We start from the raw sequence: 20976 nt of genomic DNA, 5'->3' as shown, positions 1-20976 counted from the left end.
GGCGTGTGCAATTTCTCCTAATTCATCCCTTGTTGCAGGTGGTAGAATTTGACTTTTATTTGTTTTGTTATTTAGATAATCAAAAAAGACACTAGCGTTGTTTTGAAGAATATGTATAGATAAAATTAACTTTTTTTGAAAAATCCATACAAAAACCATTATTATAAGTACACAAATAAAGGCTACTACAATAGAGGTTATAAATCTACTTTTCATATTATTTTCAATAGGTTGTATTAGGGTATCTGCTTTTTGACCTAAGGTATCTATATAAATAGCAGTTGAAATCCATATATCATCGGTATTTGGTATCATTTGAGCGTATGAGTTTTTTAAGGCTATTATATTACTTCCATCCTTTTGAGGTTTAGTAAAATTAAAATTTACAAAGCCCCCCCCCATTTTTGCAGCCTTGTATAAATCACTTACATAAGCTACCCCATCAGCATCCTTTGCATCTTTTAAATCCTTACCTAAAAGGTCCTTTCTAACAGGGTGTGCGACATTTATCGTTCTTTGATAGGAGTAAAAATAACCACTTTTATCATTTTCAAAACGAAAAGTTTCTATGGCATCTGCTATTATGGCGATTTTTTCTTCATTGCTTTTAGCATTTTTTACAAGATTACCTAAAGCATCTGCCATGGACATAGTTAAGTCCTTAACCCTATCTTCGGTTTGTTCTTTAAGGATATTATAATTTTCCTGCGTAATTAAATCTATACTTCTTTCATTGTTAGTGTAAAAAATGGAAAAACTTATGATAATAACCAATAGAAAACTAAGGCCTAGTGCTGAAATTTTTGTTTTTAAACTTGAAAACATTTTGTTCCTTTTTGTGAAAATTTCGCAAATAATATAACTTTTAAAATAATACAAAACTTAATAAATAATAATTAAAATTTTAAATAGTATTTTTTATGTAATTATGATAAAATTTTACAAAACTTAAATACTTTAAAAAAAGGCTTTTTAAATATTATTTGTTTTATAATTTCAAAATGAAATATATGGAACTTTTACTGATAAAAGATTTTTTTACAAAATATAAAAAAATTGATTTTATTAAAAGAATTGATGATAATGTTTTTGAACTAAGTTTTGATAAGGAACCTTTCATTTTTGATTTAAATAGAAATGAAAGTGCTATTTACCAAGCAAAGTTAAGCAAGAAAGATTATAACGCACCCTTTGATTTTATGCTTAAAAAATACCTAAATTCTACAAATATTAGTAAAATTTCACTTCTGCCAAATAATAGAGTCCTTGTTTTTAAACTAAATGCACAAAGGGCTTATAAACACTATGAAAGCCTTATTTATTTTGAATTTACAGGTAAAAATACAAATGTGATTATAACTGATACAAAAAATATTATAATAGAAGCACTTCGCCACATTGATAAAAGTTATAGGGTAATAAAACCTGGCTTAAAATTAGAATCCTTAAAACCATTTAAAATGGATAATAAAAATATAGAAATTACAAATTTCAAAGAATATTTTCAAAATAAATTTAAAGCAATTAATAATAAAAAAATGCAAAACACAAAAGAAAATAAAATTTTGCAAATTAATAAAAAAATCAATGCCCTAAAAGAAAATTTAACTTCCTTGCAAAGTGAAAATGAATGTTTAGAAAGGGCACTAAATTTAAGTAAGAAGGCTGATATATTATTTGCAAATTTAAGCAAGCTAAAAGATTATGAAAGGGAATTTTCTTTGCTTGACTTTGAAGAAAACATAATAAATTTTAAACTTGAATATAGTCCTAAAGAAAGTGCAAATTTATTTTACAAAGAGGCTAAAAAGGCAAAGCAAAGGGCTAAAAACATTAATATACAAAGGCAAAATTTAAACGATAAATTAAAATTTTATGAAAATTTAAAAGAGCTTTTAAGCAAGGCAGTAAGTCTTTTTGAACTTGAAATTTTACTACCTAAAAAAACAAGCCAAAGGACTAAGCAAGAAAAAAAAGAAGGCGATATTGCGTATTTTTATTTTAATGATTATAAAATAGGTGTTGGGAAAAATGAAAATGGGAATGAGCTTTTATTAAAAAGTGCTAAAAAGGATGATTTGTGGTTTCATGTAAAGAATTTTTCTAGTTCTCATGCGATTTTATACACAAATAAGCAAAAAATTAGTGAAGAAGTGGTACAATTTACGGCAAAGATTTGTGTAAATTTTTCTAATTTAAAGCCCGGTACTTATTTGGTCGATTATACAAGCAGAAATTTTGTAAAGATTAGGCAAAAGGCCTTTGTAAATTACACAAATTTCAAAAGTATCAATATTATAAAGGAGTGAAAATGGCTCTAAGTCCCATTGGAAGTATGAATTTAGTCAATCAAAATATGACCATGCCCGCCACTCAACTAAGTAATGAAATCGCCAAAGAAGGCTTTGCTTCCGTTATGAATCTAAACGAATTTAACGAAAAAGAAAAGGTTGTCGATAAACTTGAAAAGGTTAATGAAAGCCAAGAGTTAAAAGAAGAGATTAAAGAAAAACAAGAAGAAGAGGAAAAGAAACGTAGGGAAAAAGAAGAAAAAGAAGCTAAGATGAAAGCCGAAGAAGAAGAGGTGGAAGAGTATAAGGATAAAGAAAATTCTCATCGCCTTGATATAAGTATTTAAAGGATAAAAATGTTTGATAGCACTAGGATAGTTTGGGGTTTGGTTATGTTTGCAGCTTTTGTGCTTGTTATGTTGATTAATAGTTTTATCTTAAATTTTGTCATCATAGCACTTTTATTATATTTTGCTTTTAACGAATCAAAAAAGCTTTTTAATCTTGATTCTAACATTATCCTAGTAGCCATAGCCTTTTTAATTGGTACCTTTTTTGAAGAAGCCTTGCTTTGTGGAATTTTAGCCTTTATTTTAATGCTTGGTTATCTAGCCTTTATAAAGGCTGATTCTTTAAAACCTGCCCTTATTTATCTATATCCTGTTATTCCTATTTTAGCACTTTGGCAAGTATATTTAGATAATGGAATTTTTGTTGTATTTTGGCTTATATTAAGTGTTATTTGCTGTGATAGTGGTGCTTACTTTATAGGCAAAATGATAGGAAATACGCCTTTTTCAAAGACTAGCCCTAAAAAAACTATGGAAGGCGTTATAGGTGGAATTTTAGTAGCTACCTTTATAGGAATGCTAGTAGGGCTTTATGAATTTAGTTTTTTTAAAAGCTTGATTTTATCCTTTTTAGTTGCTGTTTTTGCTGTGATTGGCGATTTGATTGAAAGTTATTTTAAAAGGGTTGCTGACATTAAAGATAGTAGCGAGTTAATACCTGGACATGGTGGCATTTTAGACAGAATTGATGCCATAATTATAGCTTCATTTGTAGTGGTTGCCTTTGCATGATAGTTTTTGGAAGCACAGGTAGCATTGGGATAAATGCTTTAAAACTTGCCAAAAGAGCAAAATTAAAAATAAGTGCCTTGGCATGTGGGGAAAATATAAGACTTTTAAATAAACAAATCGAACTTTTTAAGCCTGATTTTGTTTGTATTAAAAATAAAAAAGATAAAAGCTTAATCAATCATAAGCATGTTTTTTCGGGTCAAAAGGGCTTAGAAAAAATTTTAAGTGAGTGCGAGGATGAGCTTTTTTTAAATGCTATTGTTGGCTTTGCTGGACTTAAAAGCACTTTAAAGGCTAGCGAGCTTAATAAAACTATAGCCCTTGCAAATAAAGAAAGCTTAGTAGTTGGTGGCAAATTCTTACACAAGGCAAAGATTAATCCTATAGATAGCGAACATTGTGCCTTAAAAATTTTGCTTGATAAAAAAGAACATATTAAAAAGCTTTATATTACTGCAAGTGGTGGGGCTACCTTTAAACTTAATCAAAATTCTTTAAAAAATTTAAATACAAAGGAAGCCTTAAAGCACCCTAATTGGAAAATGGGTTCAAAGATTACAATAGATAGTGCGACAATGGCAAATAAGCTTTTTGAGATAATAGAAGCTTATCATTTATATCGCTTTAAAAATATTGATGCCTTAATAGAACCAAATTCCATAGTTCATGCTATGTGTGAATTTTATGATGGGGGTACTTCTGCTTATTTTTCAAGACCAAATATGCAACTTAGCATAGCACAAGCCATTTTTTCTAGGCATAGCAGACAAATAATAAAAGCTGTTGATTTTAGCAATCTAGCAAGTATAAAATTTCATAAAATTAATCTTAAAAAATATCCTATTTTTAGCCTAAAAAATAGGCTTTTAAAAGAACCAAATTTAGGCGTTATAATCAATGCTGCTAATGAAATAGCTGTTAGTGAATTCTTAAAAGGACATATTAAATTTATCGATATTGCAAAAAAAATATTTTTAAGTTTAGACCATTTTCAAACGCCAAAACTAGATAATATAGAAGAAATTTTTGAGTGCGATTTGAAGGTGAGAGAATTTGTGAGAAAGGGTTAAAAAATATGAGATATTTGATAATATTTTTTTCATTTACTCTACTTTTAGGTGCTGAGCAACTTGATTTTACGGTGGGCATTAATGGTAAGAATTTAGATGATAATAACACGGTTCTTATCTTTGGTGGAATTCAAGGAGATGAACCTGGTGGCTTTCATGCTGCAAGTTTATTGTTAAGCGATTATACCATTACAAAGGGTGAGATTATAGTAGCACCAAATTTAGCTTTTGATAGCATTATTAAAAGAAGTCGTGGCACAAACGGGGATTTAAACCGAAAATTTGCAAATATTAGTCCAAAGGACCCTGATTATAAAACCGTTACTCGCATTAAAGAATTAATCAATCTACCAGAAGTTGGCATGGTTATAAATTTGCACGATGGCTGGGGATTTTATAGACCAAATTATATTGATGCTATGAAAAATCCAAACAGATGGGGAAACTCAAGCGTTATTGATACTAAGGAAATAAACGCTAGTAAGTATCATGACCTTGAAAAAATAGCCCAACAAACGGTTAAAAAAGTAAATGCTTCTTTGATTGACCCAAAACATGCTTATTATCTTAAAAATACAAAAACAGATGAAGTAAATGATACTGAAATGCTAAAAGCCTTAACTTACTATGTTATATCAAATAATAAAGCAGCCTTTGCAAACGAGGCAAGTAAGAATTTGCCAGTTCATGTTAGGGCGTATTATCATTTAATAGCCGTTGAAAATTATCTAAAAACAGCAGGTATTGAATTTACACGCGATTTTGATTTAAGCCCCCAAGGTGTTAAAGAGGCCATTGAAAGAGAGGTGGAGGTAAAATTATTTGATGGTAGAACCTTACTTTATTTAAGGCAACCAAGACCTATTATTAAATTCGTTCCTTTCCCTATAAATAGCGATTTAACCTATGATACAAATAACGAACTTATCGCCGTTGTAGCTAAGGATAATGCTTTTTACATACAATATGGCAATAATTTTCAAGCCCATATTTACCCTGAATATTTAGAATTTTCTTATGCCTTTGATGGCGTGGATATTAAGCTTGATGGACTTGAGATGAATGTACCTTTTGCTACTAAGGTAAGGGTTAAGGAAAATTTTCTTATACCTAAAATTCAAGGTGTGCGAGTAAATGTTATAGGCTTTAATTATTATGGCGATGAAAGCAATATAATTATAAATAAATCAAAAATGCAAACTCAATACTCACTTGACAAGGCAGGTAAAATTTATAGGGTTGAATTTTATGAATTAAGGTCTGCAAAGCTACCTCAACTACTAGAATATGAAAGTGGTAGCAAATTTATTAAAAATACAAAGCCTATTGATATGTCTTTGATACAAAAGGCTGGAAAAAAGGATAAATTCTTAGGTTCTATACTCGTGGAATTTGAATGAAAAATTTAATCTTAGGCATTGAAAGTTCTTGTGATGATAGTTCTATAGCTATCATTAATAAGGACAATTTTGATTGCCTTTTTTATAAAAAAATATCCCAAGAAAAAGAACATTTTAAATTTGGAGGAGTGGTACCTGAACTTGCCGCAAGGCTTCACAGCTTTGCTTTACCTAAAATTTTAGAAGAATGCAAGGACTATTTTAAGGACCTTTGTGCCATAGCAGTTACAAATGAACCAGGTCTTAGTGTAAGTTTATTAAGTGGAATTTCTATGGCAAAGGTTTTAGCGCTTAGCTTAAAAATCCCCCTAATTGCTATTAATCACTTAAAAGGGCATATTTATTCTTTATTTTTAAATGAAAAACTTTGTTTTAATATGGGAATTTTGCTTGTAAGTGGTGGTCACACCATGGTTTTAAAGCTTGATAAAAATGGCAAGCTTATAATTTTAGCAAAAACTAGCGATGATAGCTTTGGTGAAAGTTTTGATAAGGTAGCTAAGATGATGAATTTAGGCTATCCAGGCGGGGTTGTCATTGAAAATTTAGCAAAAAAGGCAAGGTATAAAAATATAAGTTTTTCTGTGCCCTTAAAGCATAGCAAGGAGTGTTATTACAGCTTTTCAGGGCTTAAAAATCAAGTAAGACTTAAAATTTTAAGTTATGAAAATTTAGATGAAAATATAAAAAGTGAGATAGCTTATGGCTTTGAAAATGCAGCGTGTGAGCATATCTTAGATAAATTAGAAATGATTTTTAAAAAAGAAAATTTTAAAATTTTTGGCGTAGTTGGTGGAGCAAGTGCGAATTTAAATTTAAGAACTAGACTTGAAATTTTATGTAAAAAATATAATTGTGCTTTAAAACTTGCACCCTTAAAATATTGTGCCGATAATGCTTTGATGATTGCAAGAAATGGCATTGATGAGTATGAAAAGAAAAATTTTACACCCATAAATCAAAACATTTTACACCCTAAAAATACCAATTTTACGCATATTTAGGAGAGATTATGAAAAGGGCTTTTACGGTTTTAGAACTTATTTTTGTGATTATAATCTTAGGCGTTTTAGCTACCATTGCCTTACCAAAATTTGACTCAAGTAAAGATGAGGCCGAACTTAGCAAGGCTTTAAATAATCTTAAAACGCTTATAAATGATATAAATGTTTATGCCTTAAAAAATGACTCACTAGCAAAAATTAGTACTATGAGTAATGTTAGTGGGGTGGAAAATGTGGATTTAAGCCTAGCTTATAGCGATGTTGGCTTTAAGGTTGGCGATGATGAAAAGTGTATAAGCTTAGTTTTTGTGGAAAAAAGCGATTTTGTTTTAATGGGAATTTCAAGTAATTCTTCGGTAAAATCAGCCATAGAAGCCGTAGCAAATGGAGGCGATATACAAAATTTAGAAAATGCAGATTTTACTAGTACTTCAAAAAGTAAAACCTGCGTTTTGCTTAGCAAAAATGAAAATTTTAAAGCCTTATCAAGTCGCACATATGTAATTTTAGGTTCGATGAATTGAGTGAAATTTTTAGTGATTTATTTGCATTTTGGGCTTTACCCTACTCTTTTTACAATAAAAAATTTAAGGCTTAAATCTAAGCCTTAAAAGCGATAATTTCGATCTCAATTTTTGCATTTTTTGGTAGGTCTTTAACAGCCACAGCAGAACGGGCTGGGTACGGGGCGTTAAAAAAGCTAGAATACACCTCGTTAAAGTCTTTAAAATCGGCAATATCAGCTAAAAAGCAAGTTGTCTTAATGATATCTTCAAAGCCTAAGTTATTTTCATCTAAAATGCCTTTGATATTTTCTAAAACTTGTTTGGTTTGACCCTTGATATCACTTGTTTCAATGGTATTTGTTGCAGGATTTAATGGAATTTGACCCGATGCAAATAAAAAGCCATTTGCCTTTCTATAAACACTATAAGCTCCAATAGCCTTTGGATAATTCATATTTTTTCCTTTATTTTAAATTTAAAAATGATTTTAACCTTTGAAAATTAATTTTTATTAAATATTAAGACTAAATTTAACTAAGATTTAAAAATTAAATTTTACGACCTAGTTTTGCCTTATAACTTTTTTTATTTAGTTTTTGATAAAATACAAAATTTACTTAGAAAATATTAAATTTGAGGATATTTAATGATTTTTGAAAAGCAACAATACCAGCAAGATTGTATTAATAATATCATTTCACTTTTAAGTGGCTTTGATTTTAAAAACCATAATATAACAAATTTACAAGAATGCTTAAAAGCTTTTTATCAAAGTAAAAATGAACTTGCTATTAAAACAATAAGTAAGAATTTAAATATAGATATTGTAATGGAAACCGGCACGGGTAAGACCTTTACTTATCTTAATCTTATTTTTGAATTACACAAAATCTATAAGCAAAATAAATTTATTATCTTTGTTCCAAGGCGGGCTATTTTAGAATCTGTAAAACAAAATATAAATCTTACTAAATCATATTTTATAATGAGTACAAAAGCTATCTTAAAACCTATTATTACACAGATTCTAAATCTCAAAGTAGCATAATTAATCATTATAAAAAATCAAGATGAATTATCTGTGCTAATTTTAACCAATAGTGCTATATATAAAAAAGATAATATTTTAAATAGAAAAAGTGAAAATTTATTTAATACAAAAAGCATTTTTGAAAATATCATAGATTTAAAACCAATAGCCATTATAGACGAGCCACATTTACTTATAGGGGATAAATTTAGTCAAAATTTTAAAAAGCTAAATTCGCTTTATTTTCGTTTTGGTGCTACTTTTCCAAAAGATAAAGATTATGTGTTAAGCAATATGGCGTATCGTTTAGATTCTATACTTGCTTTTAATGAGTACTTAGTAAAACAAATTCAAGTACATACTTTGGTAGAATCAAATGAAAATTTAAGATTGCTTTGTACTGATAGTAAAAATAAAAAAGCAAAATTCTCATATTTTCTTAGTGGAATTGAAAAATTTACTAAAATAAAAAAGGGCGAGAGTTTAGGTAGTATAGATTCTAAATTTCATAATATCACACTAGAAAATTTAGCAAAAAGCAAAGTATATTTAAGTGATAAAACTACCTTAGAAACCAAAAATAACTATAAGCTAAGCAATGAAGAAATTTCAAATCTTTTAAAAAAGGCTATTGAATTGCATTTTAAAAAAAGAACAAATTTTATTTTCTCAAAATATTAAGGCTTTAAGCTTATTTTTTATCCCAAATATAAATGATTTTCGTGGTGAGTCTGCTTTTATTAAAAAAAATTTGAAAGACTTTATAAGCAAAAAACAACAAGAAATTTTAAAGCAAGACATTTTGCAAGAATATAAGGCATTTTTGCAAAAAGACTTTGATGATAGTGGAGAACTAAGAGTGCATCAAGGCTATTTTAGTGGTGATTCTCATAGCAAAGGCAAGACCCAAGAAGATAAATTAGCCGATGATATTATTTTGATTTTAAAAGATAAAGAAAGACTTTTATCTTTTGATACGCCTTTAAGATTTATTTTTAGCGTTTGGGCACTGCAAGAAGGCTGGGATAATCCAAATATCTTTACCCTTGTTAAACTTGCTAATTCTAGCACAGATACAAGTCGTCATCAGCAAGTAGGACGTGGGCTTAGGCTTTGTGTTAATTCGGATGGTCAAAGAATCACGCATAATTTTTTAAATGAAGATTCTAATAAATTTTATGATATAAATCGCCTAGATATTGTCGTAAGTAGTAAAGAAAGGCAATTTATAGAAGGCTTACAGCAAGAAATTAAAGATTTCAGCTTTGAAGTAGAATATTTAAATAGTAAGATATTAAAAAATTTAGGATTAAGCGAACAACAAACAAATAAACTTATTAATTATTTAGAAGATAATAAGGCTATAGAATATGAAAAAATAAATGATAACTACACAAAACAACCAAATTTTCAAACTATCATTCAAAGCGAGAAAGTCAAAGAACTTTTAGGCGATAAGTTTAATAATTTTGTAAATAGATTTAAAGAATCACCAAACAAACACGAACAAGTTATCAATGCAAATAAAAATCAAGAAATAGTACAAATTCGCCAAAATTTAACAAGAGAATTTAAAGAACTTTGGAAAAATATCAATAAAAGTGCAAAAATTGTTTATAAAAATATCAATGAAAAATCATTGCTTGATACAATAATTGCAGAATTTAATAAAGAAAATATCACAAAAGAATATATTTATTTTGAAAAATCACAAATTGACTTTGCCACTAATCAAATTAAAAAAGAAAAAATAGAAATTAGTCATAAAGATTATACAACAAGCCTTGATAAAACTATACAAACAAATCTTTTAGATTTTGCAGATAAAAACAAAATTCCACTTCATTTTGTGCTAGAAATGTTTAATAAGCTTGATAAAGACAAGTTTTATAATTCTCCTAAAACAGCCTTTGAATCTTTAAAAAAAATTTATGAAGATATTATCCATAGATATTTAGTGAGCGTGGTTAGTTACGAATTTGGCGAACATACTTTCTCAAATGATGATTTATTTATGATAAATCTGGCAATCAAGACCAAGTATAGCTAAGGAAAAATTTGGGGCAAAATACGCAATTGATGAAGAACCAAGCGAAAATTATTTGTTTTCTAAAATTCTTTTTGATTCTGAAATTGAAAAAGAAGTGATATTAGAAAATACAAGTTTTACAGATAAAACAATACAAGTTTTTGCTAAACTTCCAAAATTTAGAATTAAAATTTCACCAAGCAAATCTTATGAACCGGATTTTGCTTATCTTATAAAGCTAAATAATAGCAATGAAAAGATATTTTTTATTTGCGAAACAAAGGGATATTCCACAAGTAGAACAAGAAAAGATAGATTATGCGAGGAAATTTTTTAAGGCCCTGCAAGATAATTTAAAGCAAAACGAGGCTACTAAACATATAAAAGTATTATGAAACAAGAATTAATAAACAAACTTTATTTGAACTTTTAAACAATTTACAAGGAGCAAACAATGATAGATAAACAAAAGGCACAAGAATTAAATATAAATATAGAAGTTAAAAACGAACTTTTTGCATATTTAAAAGAACATTTTCCTCAAAGCATAAGTGAAAATACACCAAAATTTAAAGGCAATAGCCACGCTTTTAGGATTAAATGATAATATAGCAAATATGCAAGGGTATGAACTAACTTTTACAGGTAAGGCACTTGCAAACACACTTTATAATACTCCATGTACGAAAGAATTAAAACTAGAACCTGCCCAAAGTATAAATAAAAACACTACACAAAATGCAATCATTCGTGGTGATAATCTTGATGTTTTAAAGCTTTTAAAATCAGCATATTATGAAAAAATTAAGATGATTTACATAGACCCTCCTTATAATACAAAAAATGATAATTTTATCTATCCTAATGATTTTAGAGAAGATTATAAAGAAATTTTAAAAGAGATAGGACTACTAGAAATAAATGAAAATGGACAAGAGTTAGAAAGTGAGAATCTCAAATTTTTCAAAAACATTACAAGTAGTAGAAGCCATAGTGCATGGCTTAGCTTTATGTTACCTCGTCTTAAACTTGCTAGGGATTTACTTAGAAATGATGGAGTTATTTATATCAATTGATGATAACGAACAAGCGAATTTAAAAATTCTATATGATGAGATTTTTGGGGAAGAAAATTTCGTATCTAGTTTCGTTTGGCAAAAAAAATCAGGTGGCGGACAAGCTAAATACTTTTATGAAGGACATGAATATATTTTAATTTATGCTAAAAATAAATCAAATATTAAAGGATTTTATAAATTTAAAGAAAAATCAAATACTAATAATGATTTTTTGCGTAAAATTCACGGCAAATATACAAATAATGAAAAATTAAAAAAAATATTTGCTAAATACCCAAATAAAATTTTAAACCATAGAAATTTAATGTTTGAAGAATTAGATATTTTCTTAAAAGAAAATTTGATTGGTCAAAATAAATTTAATGAAATAAATGAAAAATTAAAAAATGGTGAATATTTTCTACAACCTTACAATGATAATGTTAATCTAATTTGTAAACATAATACAGAAAATACAAGCTTAATGTATTCTATAATCAGTGGCATTTGGAATTCTGATGGAACAACTGAACTAGGAAATATTATGGGCAATGAAAATATATTTAATAATCCAAAACCAATTGAACTTATAAAATATTTACTAAAGTCTCCACAATCTCAAATAATATCGCAATGGAGAGAGTATAGCATAGAATCTAGCACAGATTCTAGTGGCGATATTATCCTAGATTTTTTTGCAGGAAGTGGTACAACAGCTCATGCACTTATGTAGCTAAATAGCGAAGACAATGGCAATCGTAAATTTATCTTAGTACAGCTTGATGAAAAAATCAATGAAAATAAAAGCAAGGTAGCTTATGAGTTTTGTAAAAATGAACTTTTAAGCAAAAAACCTGTAATAAGTGATATAACCATAGAACGAGTAAAAAGGGCTGGAGAAAGGTTAAAGGCACAAAATCTTAGATAGACACAGGCTTTTGTGTTTATAGTTTGTGTGACAAGCCAAGGTTAATAAGTGATGAAAACACTCTTAAACTACAAACACCAAGCGAGCTTAGCCCACAAGATAAGGCAATAAATCTTATGTTAAACTCGGGCAAAACACTTGACAAAAAGCTTACAAAAATCATAGCTAATAAATTATATGAATGAGAAAATTCACTTTATATAGCACAATGTGACAAAGGAGTACTGAACTGTCTTAAAGACCAAAATAGCAAAGAAGTTTTTATAAGTGGCTATGAAAAAATAAACTTAGAAATATTTTTAAATTTAGATTCTAGTTTAAAAAAGAGATTAAAAGTGGTGTATTAAAAATTTAAATAAAAAAGTAAGATATTAATATAAAATTTAGTTTAGCATAGTTAAAACTAACCGATATGGTTAATATATTTTTACGATGAGAAAAAATGAAGAGAAATATTAGTTTAGCTATCTTGCTTTGTATATTTTCAACAAGTGCTTTTGCGTATAATACTTCGTTTTGTGGATATGAAGAGGAAGAAAATCTAATAACAAGTAGAAGTTCTAAAAATCAAATTTTACAACAAGCAGGTTGCAAGGCTATTAAAAAATTAAGTAATGGCAGATGGCGTTGTGTTCGTTATTAAAGGAGAGAAAAAATGCAAGGAAATACTTTATCAAATGGTATGAAATGTTATGATATGTCAATGTTACAAAATCAAGTAGAATCGGCTATGAAGTCCTTAAAACATAGCGAAAAAAATATGCAAAGAATTCAAGGGCAAGCAAATAACGATACTACAAGCATTCAAGTAAATATAGTTAAAGAAAATCAAGAAGAAAACAAGGTAAATATATTAGCCTAAAAAATTACTTTTAAATTTGTTTAAATTTAAAAGCTCATTTTTTATACTTTTTTTAGATTTTATATAAAAATTTCTACCCTTATAATCAAATTTTAAAACACTTGCATGCAAACAAAGCCTTGTAGCACCGGTTAAATTTATTCTTTCTAAATCATTTATTTTTTTATCTAAAATTCTTTCAATATCCTTTTTACAAAGCCCATATAAACACTCCCCTAAAATTTTATATCCTAAATCAAACAAATGAAGCCTTAATTGATGTTGCCTGCCCGTATGGGGTAGGCATTTTATAAGACTTATATTAAAATCCTTAAAATATTGAAGTAATTCAAACTCACTAAATGCCTTTTTACCATTTTTATCAATGCACATTCTAGTTTTTATATCATCATAATTTTTACTTAAAGCAAGTGGCTTATTTGAACTAAATTTTAATGGAGTTTTACCATAAACTAGGGCCTCGTATTCTTTATAAATTTCGCCATTTTGAAATTTAGCCTTAAATATTTTTTGTATATTTTCATTTTTTGCAACTATGATTAAACCACTGGTTTCCCTATCAAGCCTATGAGTAATTCCTGCTTTTTGCCCCCAAAGTGTGTAAATTTCATCGCTTAAACTATAAGTACAATTCCTGCCATTTGGGTGAGATAAAACCCCGCTTAATTTTTCAAGCACGGCAAAATCTTCATTTTCAAAGCAAAGCTCAACACCCCTTGGCTCACTCTTATAAACGATTAATTCTATCTCGCCTTTTAAAAGTTCATTCTTTTTTATAACTAATTTATCATTACAAAATAAACGTTTTTTATCAATAATACTTTGTGCCTTATGTATAGGAATATTAAGCTCATTCATAAGCAAAGAAAATGCCTTTTTGCCATTATTTGAAACAGATGCTAGTTTAATTTTTGTATAAGGCATTTTTAACTCTTTTTAAAAAAAATTTGTTACAATTAATTTCTTTTTTTTTAAAAAATTATACTTTAAAAAGGTTTCAATAATGGTTCAAAGATACAGCAGAGAAGAAATGGCTAAAAAATGGGGTTTACAAGCAAAATATGATGCTTGGTTAAAGGTAGAATTAGCCGCTGTTCGTGCCTGGAATAAACTTGGACTTATAAATAATGATGATTTAGATAAAATTTTAAAAAATGCTAGTTTTGATATTAAGAGAATTGATGAAATAGAAAAGGTTACGAAACACGATGTTATAGCATTTTTAACAAGCGTAAGTGAAAGTTTAGGAGAAGAAAGTCGCTTTATACACTATGCAATGACAAGTTCTGATTGTATTGATACAGCCGTTGCTTTGCAGATTAAAGATAGCTTAAATTTATTATTAGATGATATAGAAAAACTTTTGGAAGTCATTAAAAAAAGGGCATTTGAGCATAAAGATACTCTTATGGTTGGAAGAAGTCATGGAATTCACGGAGAGCCTATAAGTTTCGGTCTTGTGCTTGGAATTTGGTATGATGAGATAAAAAACGCAAAAGAACTTTTAATAAATGCTAAAAATACCATTAATTATGGCAAAATCAGTGGGGCAATGGGAAATTTCGCACATGCCCCAATTGAATTTGAAGAAGAAGTTTGCAAACTTTTAGACTTAAAACCAGCCCCTATTTCAAATCAAGTTATACAAAGGGATAGATACGCACAAGTAATTAGTGCTATAGCAATACTAGCTGCAAGTTGCGAACAAATAGCAGTAAATATTAGACATTTTCAACGCACCGAAGTTTATGAAGCCGAGGAGTATTTTTCAAGTGGTCAAAAGGGAAGTTCGGCTATGCCTCATAAAAGAAATCCTGTATTAAGCGAAAATATAACAGGACTTTGTAGAATACTTCGTTCTTTTGTCACCCCTGCCCTTGAAAATGTAGCCTTGTGGCATGAAAGAGATATTAGCCATTCAAGTGTGGAAAGATTTATCTTGCCTGATAGCTTTATAACGGCTGATTTTATGCTAGTTCGACTTACAAATTTAATAGACAAGCTTTTAATTTATCCAAAAAATATGATGAAAAATTTAAATTTAACAGGGGGCTTGGTTTTTTCTCAAAGGGTGCTTTTAGAACTTCCTTTAAAAAATATAAGTAGAGAAGATGCCTATAAAATAGTGCAAAGAAACGCTATGAAGGTATGGCAAGATTTACAAAATGGCAAAAATGCCTTAAATGAAAAGGGAGAAAGTCTATTTTTACAAGCTTTATTGCAAGATACGCAGCTAAGACAAAATTTAAGCGAAGATGATATAAGAACTTGTTTTGATTATACTTACTATACAAAAAATATTGATAAAATTTTTGATAGAGTGTTTAAATGAGATTAATCTTAAATTTTAATTCTTTTAATAAAAATAAAAAAGTACTAGGTTGATATAAAAATGAATTTAGCTTATAAAAAAAATTTAGGACAAATTTTTACACCAAATTTTTTAGTAAAAGAAATTTTAAATTTGGCTGGATATCTTGGAAAAGATATTTTAAATAAAAAAATTATTGATAATTCTTGTGGCAATGGAGCTTTTTTATGTGAGATTGTAAAAAGATATATAAAAGAATTTTTAAAACAATCAAGTGATTTAACTTGCCTTAAAAATGAGCTTGAAAATAATATTTTTGGTATTGAGATTGATAAAACAAATTTACAAAATTGCTATAAAAATTTAAATAAAATTACAAATAAATTTAGCTTAAAAGATATTAATTTTAATTTAATCTTAGATAATACCTTAACTTGTGATAAATTTAATCAAAAAATAGATTTTGTGGTAGGAAATCCTCCTTACATTAGGGTACATAACCTAAATAATCAATACGAAAAGGTAAAAAAATTTAGCTTTGCAAAAAGTGGAATGAGTGATATTTTTATCGTTTTTTATGAACTTGGGCTTAATATGCTAAAAAGTGGAGGAACGCTTTGTTATATCAGTCCAAATTCCTTTTTTACAAGCCTTGCAGGGAGTGAGTTTAGAAAATTTTTACAAAAAACGCAAAGTTGTGAAAAGATATGTGATTTAGGTCATTTTATGCCATTTAATGCAATCACTTATACAGCAATTTGCAAGATAGTAAAAGATGTAAAATTTAAAGATATTAAATATTATAAATTTAATGAAAGAAAGGTGGAATTTCAAAAAAATATCTCATATAAAAATCTATTTTTTGATAATAAAATTATCTTAAATTCAAACAAATTTAGCAATGTCTTAAAATATGAAAACACAGAAAAAGCCCTTGTTAAAAATGCCTTTGCAACCCTTAATGATAGTGTTTTTATCGCCGATAAATTTGATTTTGATTTTAACCAGATTTCTATTATTAAAAGTTCTACTGGTGAAATAAAAAAATGCATTTTTCCTTATGATAAAAAGGGAAAATTAATTGATTTTTCTAAGCTAAATTTAGCTACTCAAAAATATCTAAAATCAAATAAAGCTAAACTTGATAAGGCAAGTAAAGATAATGTTTGGTGGGCCTTTGGGCGAAGTCAGGGTATAAGGGATGTTTATAAGAATAAAATTGCTATTAATGCCATTATTAAGGATATAAATTCCATTAAATTACAAAAAGCCCCAAGTAGCTTTGGCGTGTATTCAGGGCTTTATATTTTAAGCAAAGAACCCTTTATAAAGATTGCAAAAATTATAAAAAGCGATGATTTTATAAGCTATGTACGCACTATAAATAAGCCAAAAAATGGTGGGTATTTTACCTTTTCTTCGAAGGATTTAAGTAAATTTTTAAATTACTATTTGGATAATTTTAATGAATAAGATTTTTTTAAGCTATGAAAATTTAAGCAATGATATTAATTTAGACTTTTTATTAAATAACCTTGAGTTATTTTTAGATAAAATTTGTCGTAAATTAATCTCGTTAAAAATGTAAGGATAAAAGATGAAAGTAATTAAGAGAAACGGACGTACAGAAGAACTTGATGTTTCTAAGATTAAAAAATGCACTAGCGACGCGGTAGCAGGGCTTGATGGGGTGAGTTTAAGCGAGTTAGAACTAGATGCAAAAATTCAATTTAGAGATGGAATTTCAACAGAAGAAATTCAAAAAACACTTATAAAAACGGCCGTTGAAAAAATAGATATTGATTGTCCTAATTGGACCTTTGTGGCCGCTAGATTATTTTTATATGACCTTTATAAAAAAGTAAATGGAATGAATCGCTATAATCATTTGCGTGATTATTTTGAAAAGGGTGAAAAGGCAGGTAGAATTTTACTAGGCTTAAAAGAAAAATACGATTTAGATGATTTAAATGATTATTTAAAGCCCCAAAGGGATTTACAATTTACCTATCTTGGCATTAAAACCCTATATGATAGGTATTTGATTAAGGATAGCAATGCTATGCCTATTGAACTACCTCAACAAATGTTTATGGCTATTGCTATGTTTTTAGCTCAAAATGAGTTTAATTGTCAAGAATGGGCAAAAAAATTCTATGATTTAATATCTTCTTTTGAAGTAATGCTTGCTACACCTACTCTCTCAAATGCAAGAACAACTCGCCACCAGCTTTCATCTTGTTACATAGGAAGTACGTCTGATAATATTGAAGGGATTTTTGATAGTTATCAAGAAATGGCCCTGCTTTCTAAATTTGGAGGAGGAATTGGCTGGGATTGGTCTCAGGTTCGTGCTATGGGTGGAAGTATAGATGGACACAAAAACGCAGCTGGAGGCATCATACCATTTTTAAAGATTACAAATGATATAGCAGTAGCAGTTGACCAACTTGGTACTAGAAAAGGAGCCATTGCTGTTTATATAGAAACTTGGCACATGGATATAAGCGATTTTATAGATTTGCGTAAAAACTCAGGCGAAGAAAGAAGAAGAACGCACGAGCTTTTCCCTGCACTTTGGGTAAATGATTTATTTATGAAAAGGGTTAGAAAAAATGATAAATGGACTCTATTTGACCCAGCCGATACGCCTGATTTATGCAATTTATATGGGGAAGAGTTTGAAAAAAGATACGAAGAATATGAAAAAAATGAAAAGATAACAAAAGACATTGTAGATGCTAAAGAACTTTGGAAGAAAATTTTACTTAATTATTTTGAAAGTGGAATGCCTTTTTTATGCTTTAAAGATAATGCCAATAAAGCCAACCCAAATTCCCATGTAGGCGTTATAAGAAGTTCAAATTTATGCACTGAAATTTTTCAAAATACTGAACCAAATTATTATCAAATTAAGGTAATTTTTGAAGATAAAGAAGAGGTGCATTTTGATGAAATGCAAGAAGTTATCATAGATGGAGGCTATAAAAAAATAGCTAAAAAAATTAGCACTCTTGATAGCATAAATGGTAAAAAAGTTTATATAGTTGAAAAATTTAAAAACGATGGAAAGACCGCAGTTTGTAATCTTGCAAGTATAAATTTAAGTAAGATTAATACAAAAGAAGATATTCGCAGAGTAGTACCTATTGCTGTTAGAATGCTTGATAATGTGATTGATTTAAATTTTTACCCTCACATAAAGGTAAAAAATACAAATTTAAAATCTCGCTCTATAGGCCTTGGTGTAATGGGCGAGGCCCAAATGTTAGCACAAAATAATATACATTGGGGTAGTGAAGAACATTTTTATAAGATTGATGAGATAATGGAGCTTATAAGCTATGAAACCATTTTAGCAAGTTCTGATTTAGCTGTTGAAAAGGGTGCTTATCCTGATTTTGAAGGCTCAAATTGGAGTAAGGGTGTTTTTCCTATGGACGTGGCAAGTGACGCGGCAAAAAAATTAACCTTTAGGGATAGCTTGTTTAATCAAAATATTTGCGATTGGGAAAAATTAAAAGCAAAGGTTAAGGAAGATAAGCTTAGAAATGGCTATTTAATGGCAATTGCCCCGACCTCGTCTATTTCTATCTTAGTAGGTACTACTCAAACTATAGAGCCAGTTTATAAAAGAAAGTGGTTTGAGCATAATTTAAGTGGAATGATTCCTGTTGTGGTGCCAAATTTAAATCTTGATACTTGGCAATACTACATCCCTGCTTATGAAATAGACCAAAGATTACTAGTAAAAGCTGCTGCAGTGCGTGGAAAATGGATAGACCAGGGCCAAAGTTTAAATATCTTTTTATCGCTTGATAAGGCAAGTGGTGGTTATTTAAATGAAATTTATCAACTTGCGTGGGAGTTAGGCGTAAAATCTACTTATTATTTAAGAAGCGAAAGTCCTGATAGTGAAAAGGTAAATGTGGTAGATAGGGCTGTTGAATGCGAGGGTTGTCAATAAAATTTGTCTTTATATACAAATTTTATTTTACCTTTCTATACTCGATATTTGCTTGAAATTCTTTTAACCTCTTATAAATACTTCTAAGTTCTGTTATAGTAGTCCAATTTGTGATAAAAACACTAAATGAACTTCTAACCTGGTCAAAGGCGTTATTAATTTGCATAACAATTCCAAGCCCTATAATCCCTGCAAATAAGCTTGGGGCCATTACTAAAAAAGGCACTATAACTATCATTTGTTCAAATAAAATCAACCAAATATTAAAATATCCATAATGCAAAAACAATCTTTTATAATTAAATTTAAGCCCTGTGAAAAGTTCTACTATAGTTTCTTTGTTTGCGTATTTTTTGCGGTCATCTTCTGCATAAACTAATTCTTTACGAAAAGCAGCCTCAGCCTTTTGATTGTTATATTCAAGCCCTGGTAGTTTAATACCTACAAACCACGATATAACAAGTCCACCGATAGATATAAGCAAGGCTACATAAACTAACAAGCCGTCTATATTTTTTATAAAATAAAAAGCAGAATCAGGGTCTAAATTCCTAAATAAGGCCTGGCTAACTTGAGAACTTAACACCCAAAGAATGGGTATAAAAGCAACCAAGGTCATAAGCGCCCTAATGAAAGAAAGCCCTAATCTCTCAACGATTTTAGAAAAATTATAAGTATCTTCTTGCATTCTTTGAGAACTACCTTCTATATTATCGTCCTTTTGTTTCCAAAATCTAAGATAAGAAAAGGTCATAGCCTCTCGCCATTTAAATGCATAAACACTAGCAAAATATATATTTATAGTAGCAATTATCACATAGGGAATGGCAATACACAAAAAAACGCCTATTAGGGCATAAAAATCTTGTATAGAATAATGCGTTTTAACTCCTATACTACGAGTCTCAAAAAAACTAGAAATTAGAAATTGATAATAATACAGCGAAGATTTATTTAAAAAATTTGCTTTTTCTATATTTTCTTTAGCTATTTCATTTGCGTTTTTTATATACTCTTCTTTTTCTTTAAATGAGTTTTCGCTTGAAGAAAGTTGAGTGTTGTTGTTGTCATTTAAATTTGTAATTTGAGGACTTTGTAAAACATTGTAAAAATCCTTGTACCACTCATTAATCGCAACATTTAAACTGGTTTGTAAATATAAAAATAATAAAAGTAAAAAAAGCCCAGCATACGCCCATATGGCCCATTTTTTAGATACAAAAAAAGAAGCAAACATTATACACCTTGAAAATTAATTTAAAAGGCAAATTCTAGCTTAAAGGAGTAAATACAAAAATCGATATAGAAATTATCGCTTTTTAGGCTTAGATTTAAGCCTAAAATTTTGCAAACTATCTTTAAAAGAGTAGGGTAAATTTTTTAAATTTTATTGTCCTACTTAAATAAAAAAGTTTGAAAATTGCTGTTTTCAAAACAA

General features: G+C 28.7%; 17 protein-coding genes and 2 pseudogenes. 15 read left to right on the top strand and 4 right to left on the bottom strand.

Going from position 1 to position 20976, the window contains the following annotated elements; translation table 11 throughout:
- The coding region (locus FMM58_RS08530; protein WP_190317978.1) for a cache domain-containing protein at positions 1 to 825 on the bottom strand (825 nt) is incomplete at its 3' end.
- A gap of 176 nt (positions 826 to 1001) precedes the next feature.
- Here FMM58_RS08530 and FMM58_RS08525 point away from each other — a divergent pair.
- From FMM58_RS08525 to FMM58_RS08495, 7 genes are read left to right on the top strand one after another with little or no spacing between them, the layout of a single operon-like run.
- Complete coding sequence (locus tag FMM58_RS08525; protein ID WP_150141692.1) at positions 1002 to 2309, top strand: NFACT RNA binding domain-containing protein; 1308 nt, start codon at positions 1002 to 1004, stop codon at positions 2307 to 2309.
- 2 nt (positions 2310 to 2311) lie between these two features.
- Positions 2312 to 2638 (top strand): hypothetical protein, encoded by a 327-nt coding sequence (locus tag FMM58_RS08520; protein WP_150141691.1) that lies wholly within the window; start codon positions 2312 to 2314, stop codon positions 2636 to 2638.
- 9 nt (positions 2639 to 2647) lie between these two features.
- Positions 2648 to 3373, top strand: coding sequence for a phosphatidate cytidylyltransferase (locus tag FMM58_RS08515; protein ID WP_150141690.1), 726 nt, complete (start codon positions 2648 to 2650; stop codon positions 3371 to 3373).
- Positions 3370 to 4443 carry a 1-deoxy-D-xylulose-5-phosphate reductoisomerase gene (gene dxr, locus FMM58_RS08510; protein WP_150141689.1) on the top strand — a complete coding sequence of 358 codons (1074 nt, stop codon included), beginning with the start codon at positions 3370 to 3372 and terminating at the stop codon, positions 4441 to 4443. Before FMM58_RS08515 ends, dxr begins: the two co-directional genes overlap by 4 nt.
- Before the next feature lie 5 nt (positions 4444 to 4448).
- Positions 4449 to 5843: a M99 family carboxypeptidase catalytic domain-containing protein gene (locus FMM58_RS08505; RefSeq protein WP_150141688.1), complete on the top strand. Its 1395-nt coding sequence runs from the start codon at positions 4449 to 4451 to the stop codon at positions 5841 to 5843.
- Entirely contained in the window at positions 5840 to 6847 is a 1008-nt protein-coding gene (gene tsaD, locus FMM58_RS08500; RefSeq protein ID WP_150141687.1) for a tRNA (adenosine(37)-N6)-threonylcarbamoyltransferase complex transferase subunit TsaD, read from the top strand. Before FMM58_RS08505 ends, tsaD begins: the two co-directional genes overlap by 4 nt.
- Before the next feature lie 8 nt (positions 6848 to 6855).
- A complete protein-coding gene (locus FMM58_RS08495) occupies positions 6856 to 7371 on the top strand; it encodes a type II secretion system protein (protein WP_150141686.1) in 516 nt (171 codons plus the stop codon).
- 76 nt (positions 7372 to 7447) lie between these two features.
- Here the strand turns inward: FMM58_RS08495 and FMM58_RS08490 are convergent, their stop codons facing one another.
- Positions 7448 to 7807, bottom strand: coding sequence for a Rid family detoxifying hydrolase (locus FMM58_RS08490; protein WP_150141685.1), 360 nt, complete (start codon positions 7805 to 7807; stop codon positions 7448 to 7450).
- A 192-nt stretch (positions 7808 to 7999) separates the two neighbouring features.
- Between FMM58_RS08490 and FMM58_RS09390 the strand changes: the two are divergent.
- From FMM58_RS09390 to FMM58_RS08470, 4 genes and pseudogenes are all read left to right on the top strand, one after another.
- Positions 8000 to 10877: pseudogene (locus FMM58_RS09390) on the top strand (DEAD/DEAH box helicase family protein).
- A pseudogene (locus tag FMM58_RS08480) lies at positions 10867 to 12745 on the top strand (site-specific DNA-methyltransferase). Before FMM58_RS09390 ends, FMM58_RS08480 begins: the two co-directional pseudogenes overlap by 11 nt.
- A 95-nt stretch (positions 12746 to 12840) precedes the next feature.
- Positions 12841 to 13041: a hypothetical protein gene (locus FMM58_RS08475; protein ID WP_150141684.1), complete on the top strand. Its 201-nt coding sequence runs from the start codon at positions 12841 to 12843 to the stop codon at positions 13039 to 13041.
- A gap of 12 nt (positions 13042 to 13053) precedes the next feature.
- Complete coding sequence (locus FMM58_RS08470; protein ID WP_150141683.1) at positions 13054 to 13260, top strand: hypothetical protein; 207 nt, start codon at positions 13054 to 13056, stop codon at positions 13258 to 13260.
- Here the strand turns inward: FMM58_RS08470 and FMM58_RS08465 are convergent.
- Positions 13252 to 14184 carry an RluA family pseudouridine synthase gene (locus FMM58_RS08465; protein WP_150141682.1) on the bottom strand — a complete coding sequence of 311 codons (933 nt, stop codon included), beginning with the start codon at positions 14182 to 14184 and terminating at the stop codon, positions 13252 to 13254. The two genes, FMM58_RS08470 and FMM58_RS08465, sit on opposite strands and share 9 nt — an antisense overlap.
- A 79-nt stretch (positions 14185 to 14263) precedes the next feature.
- Between FMM58_RS08465 and purB the strand changes: the two genes are divergently transcribed.
- Genes purB through FMM58_RS08450 form a run of 4 tightly spaced genes read left to right on the top strand, consistent with a single transcriptional unit; the run spans position 14264 to position 19538 of the window.
- Positions 14264 to 15592, top strand: coding sequence for an adenylosuccinate lyase (purB, locus tag FMM58_RS08460; protein WP_150141681.1), 1329 nt, complete (start codon positions 14264 to 14266; stop codon positions 15590 to 15592).
- 60 nt (positions 15593 to 15652) lie between these two features.
- On the top strand, positions 15653 to 17044 hold the full coding sequence (locus FMM58_RS08455; RefSeq protein ID WP_150141680.1) for an Eco57I restriction-modification methylase domain-containing protein: 1392 nt from the start codon (positions 15653 to 15655) through the stop codon (positions 17042 to 17044).
- Positions 17037 to 17159, top strand: coding sequence for a hypothetical protein (locus FMM58_RS09225; protein WP_263312625.1), 123 nt, complete (start codon positions 17037 to 17039; stop codon positions 17157 to 17159). The genes FMM58_RS08455 and FMM58_RS09225 overlap by 8 nt, the downstream gene beginning before the upstream one ends.
- Positions 17160 to 17168: 9 nt before the next feature.
- Positions 17169 to 19538: a ribonucleoside-diphosphate reductase subunit alpha gene (locus FMM58_RS08450; RefSeq protein WP_150141679.1), complete on the top strand. Its 2370-nt coding sequence runs from the start codon at positions 17169 to 17171 to the stop codon at positions 19536 to 19538.
- 22 nt (positions 19539 to 19560) lie between these two features.
- On the opposite strand, the gene FMM58_RS08445 is transcribed toward FMM58_RS08450, so the two are convergent.
- Positions 19561 to 20775, bottom strand: coding sequence for a putative transporter (locus tag FMM58_RS08445; protein WP_150152078.1), 1215 nt, complete (start codon positions 20773 to 20775; stop codon positions 19561 to 19563).
- Between the last annotated feature and the right edge of the window lie 201 nt (positions 20776 to 20976).

Source organism: Campylobacter sp. LR291e (assembly GCF_008633915.1).
Taxonomy (GTDB): Bacteria; Campylobacterota; Campylobacteria; order Campylobacterales; family Campylobacteraceae; genus Campylobacter_D.
This window is presented reverse-complemented; position numbering and strand designations above follow the sequence as displayed.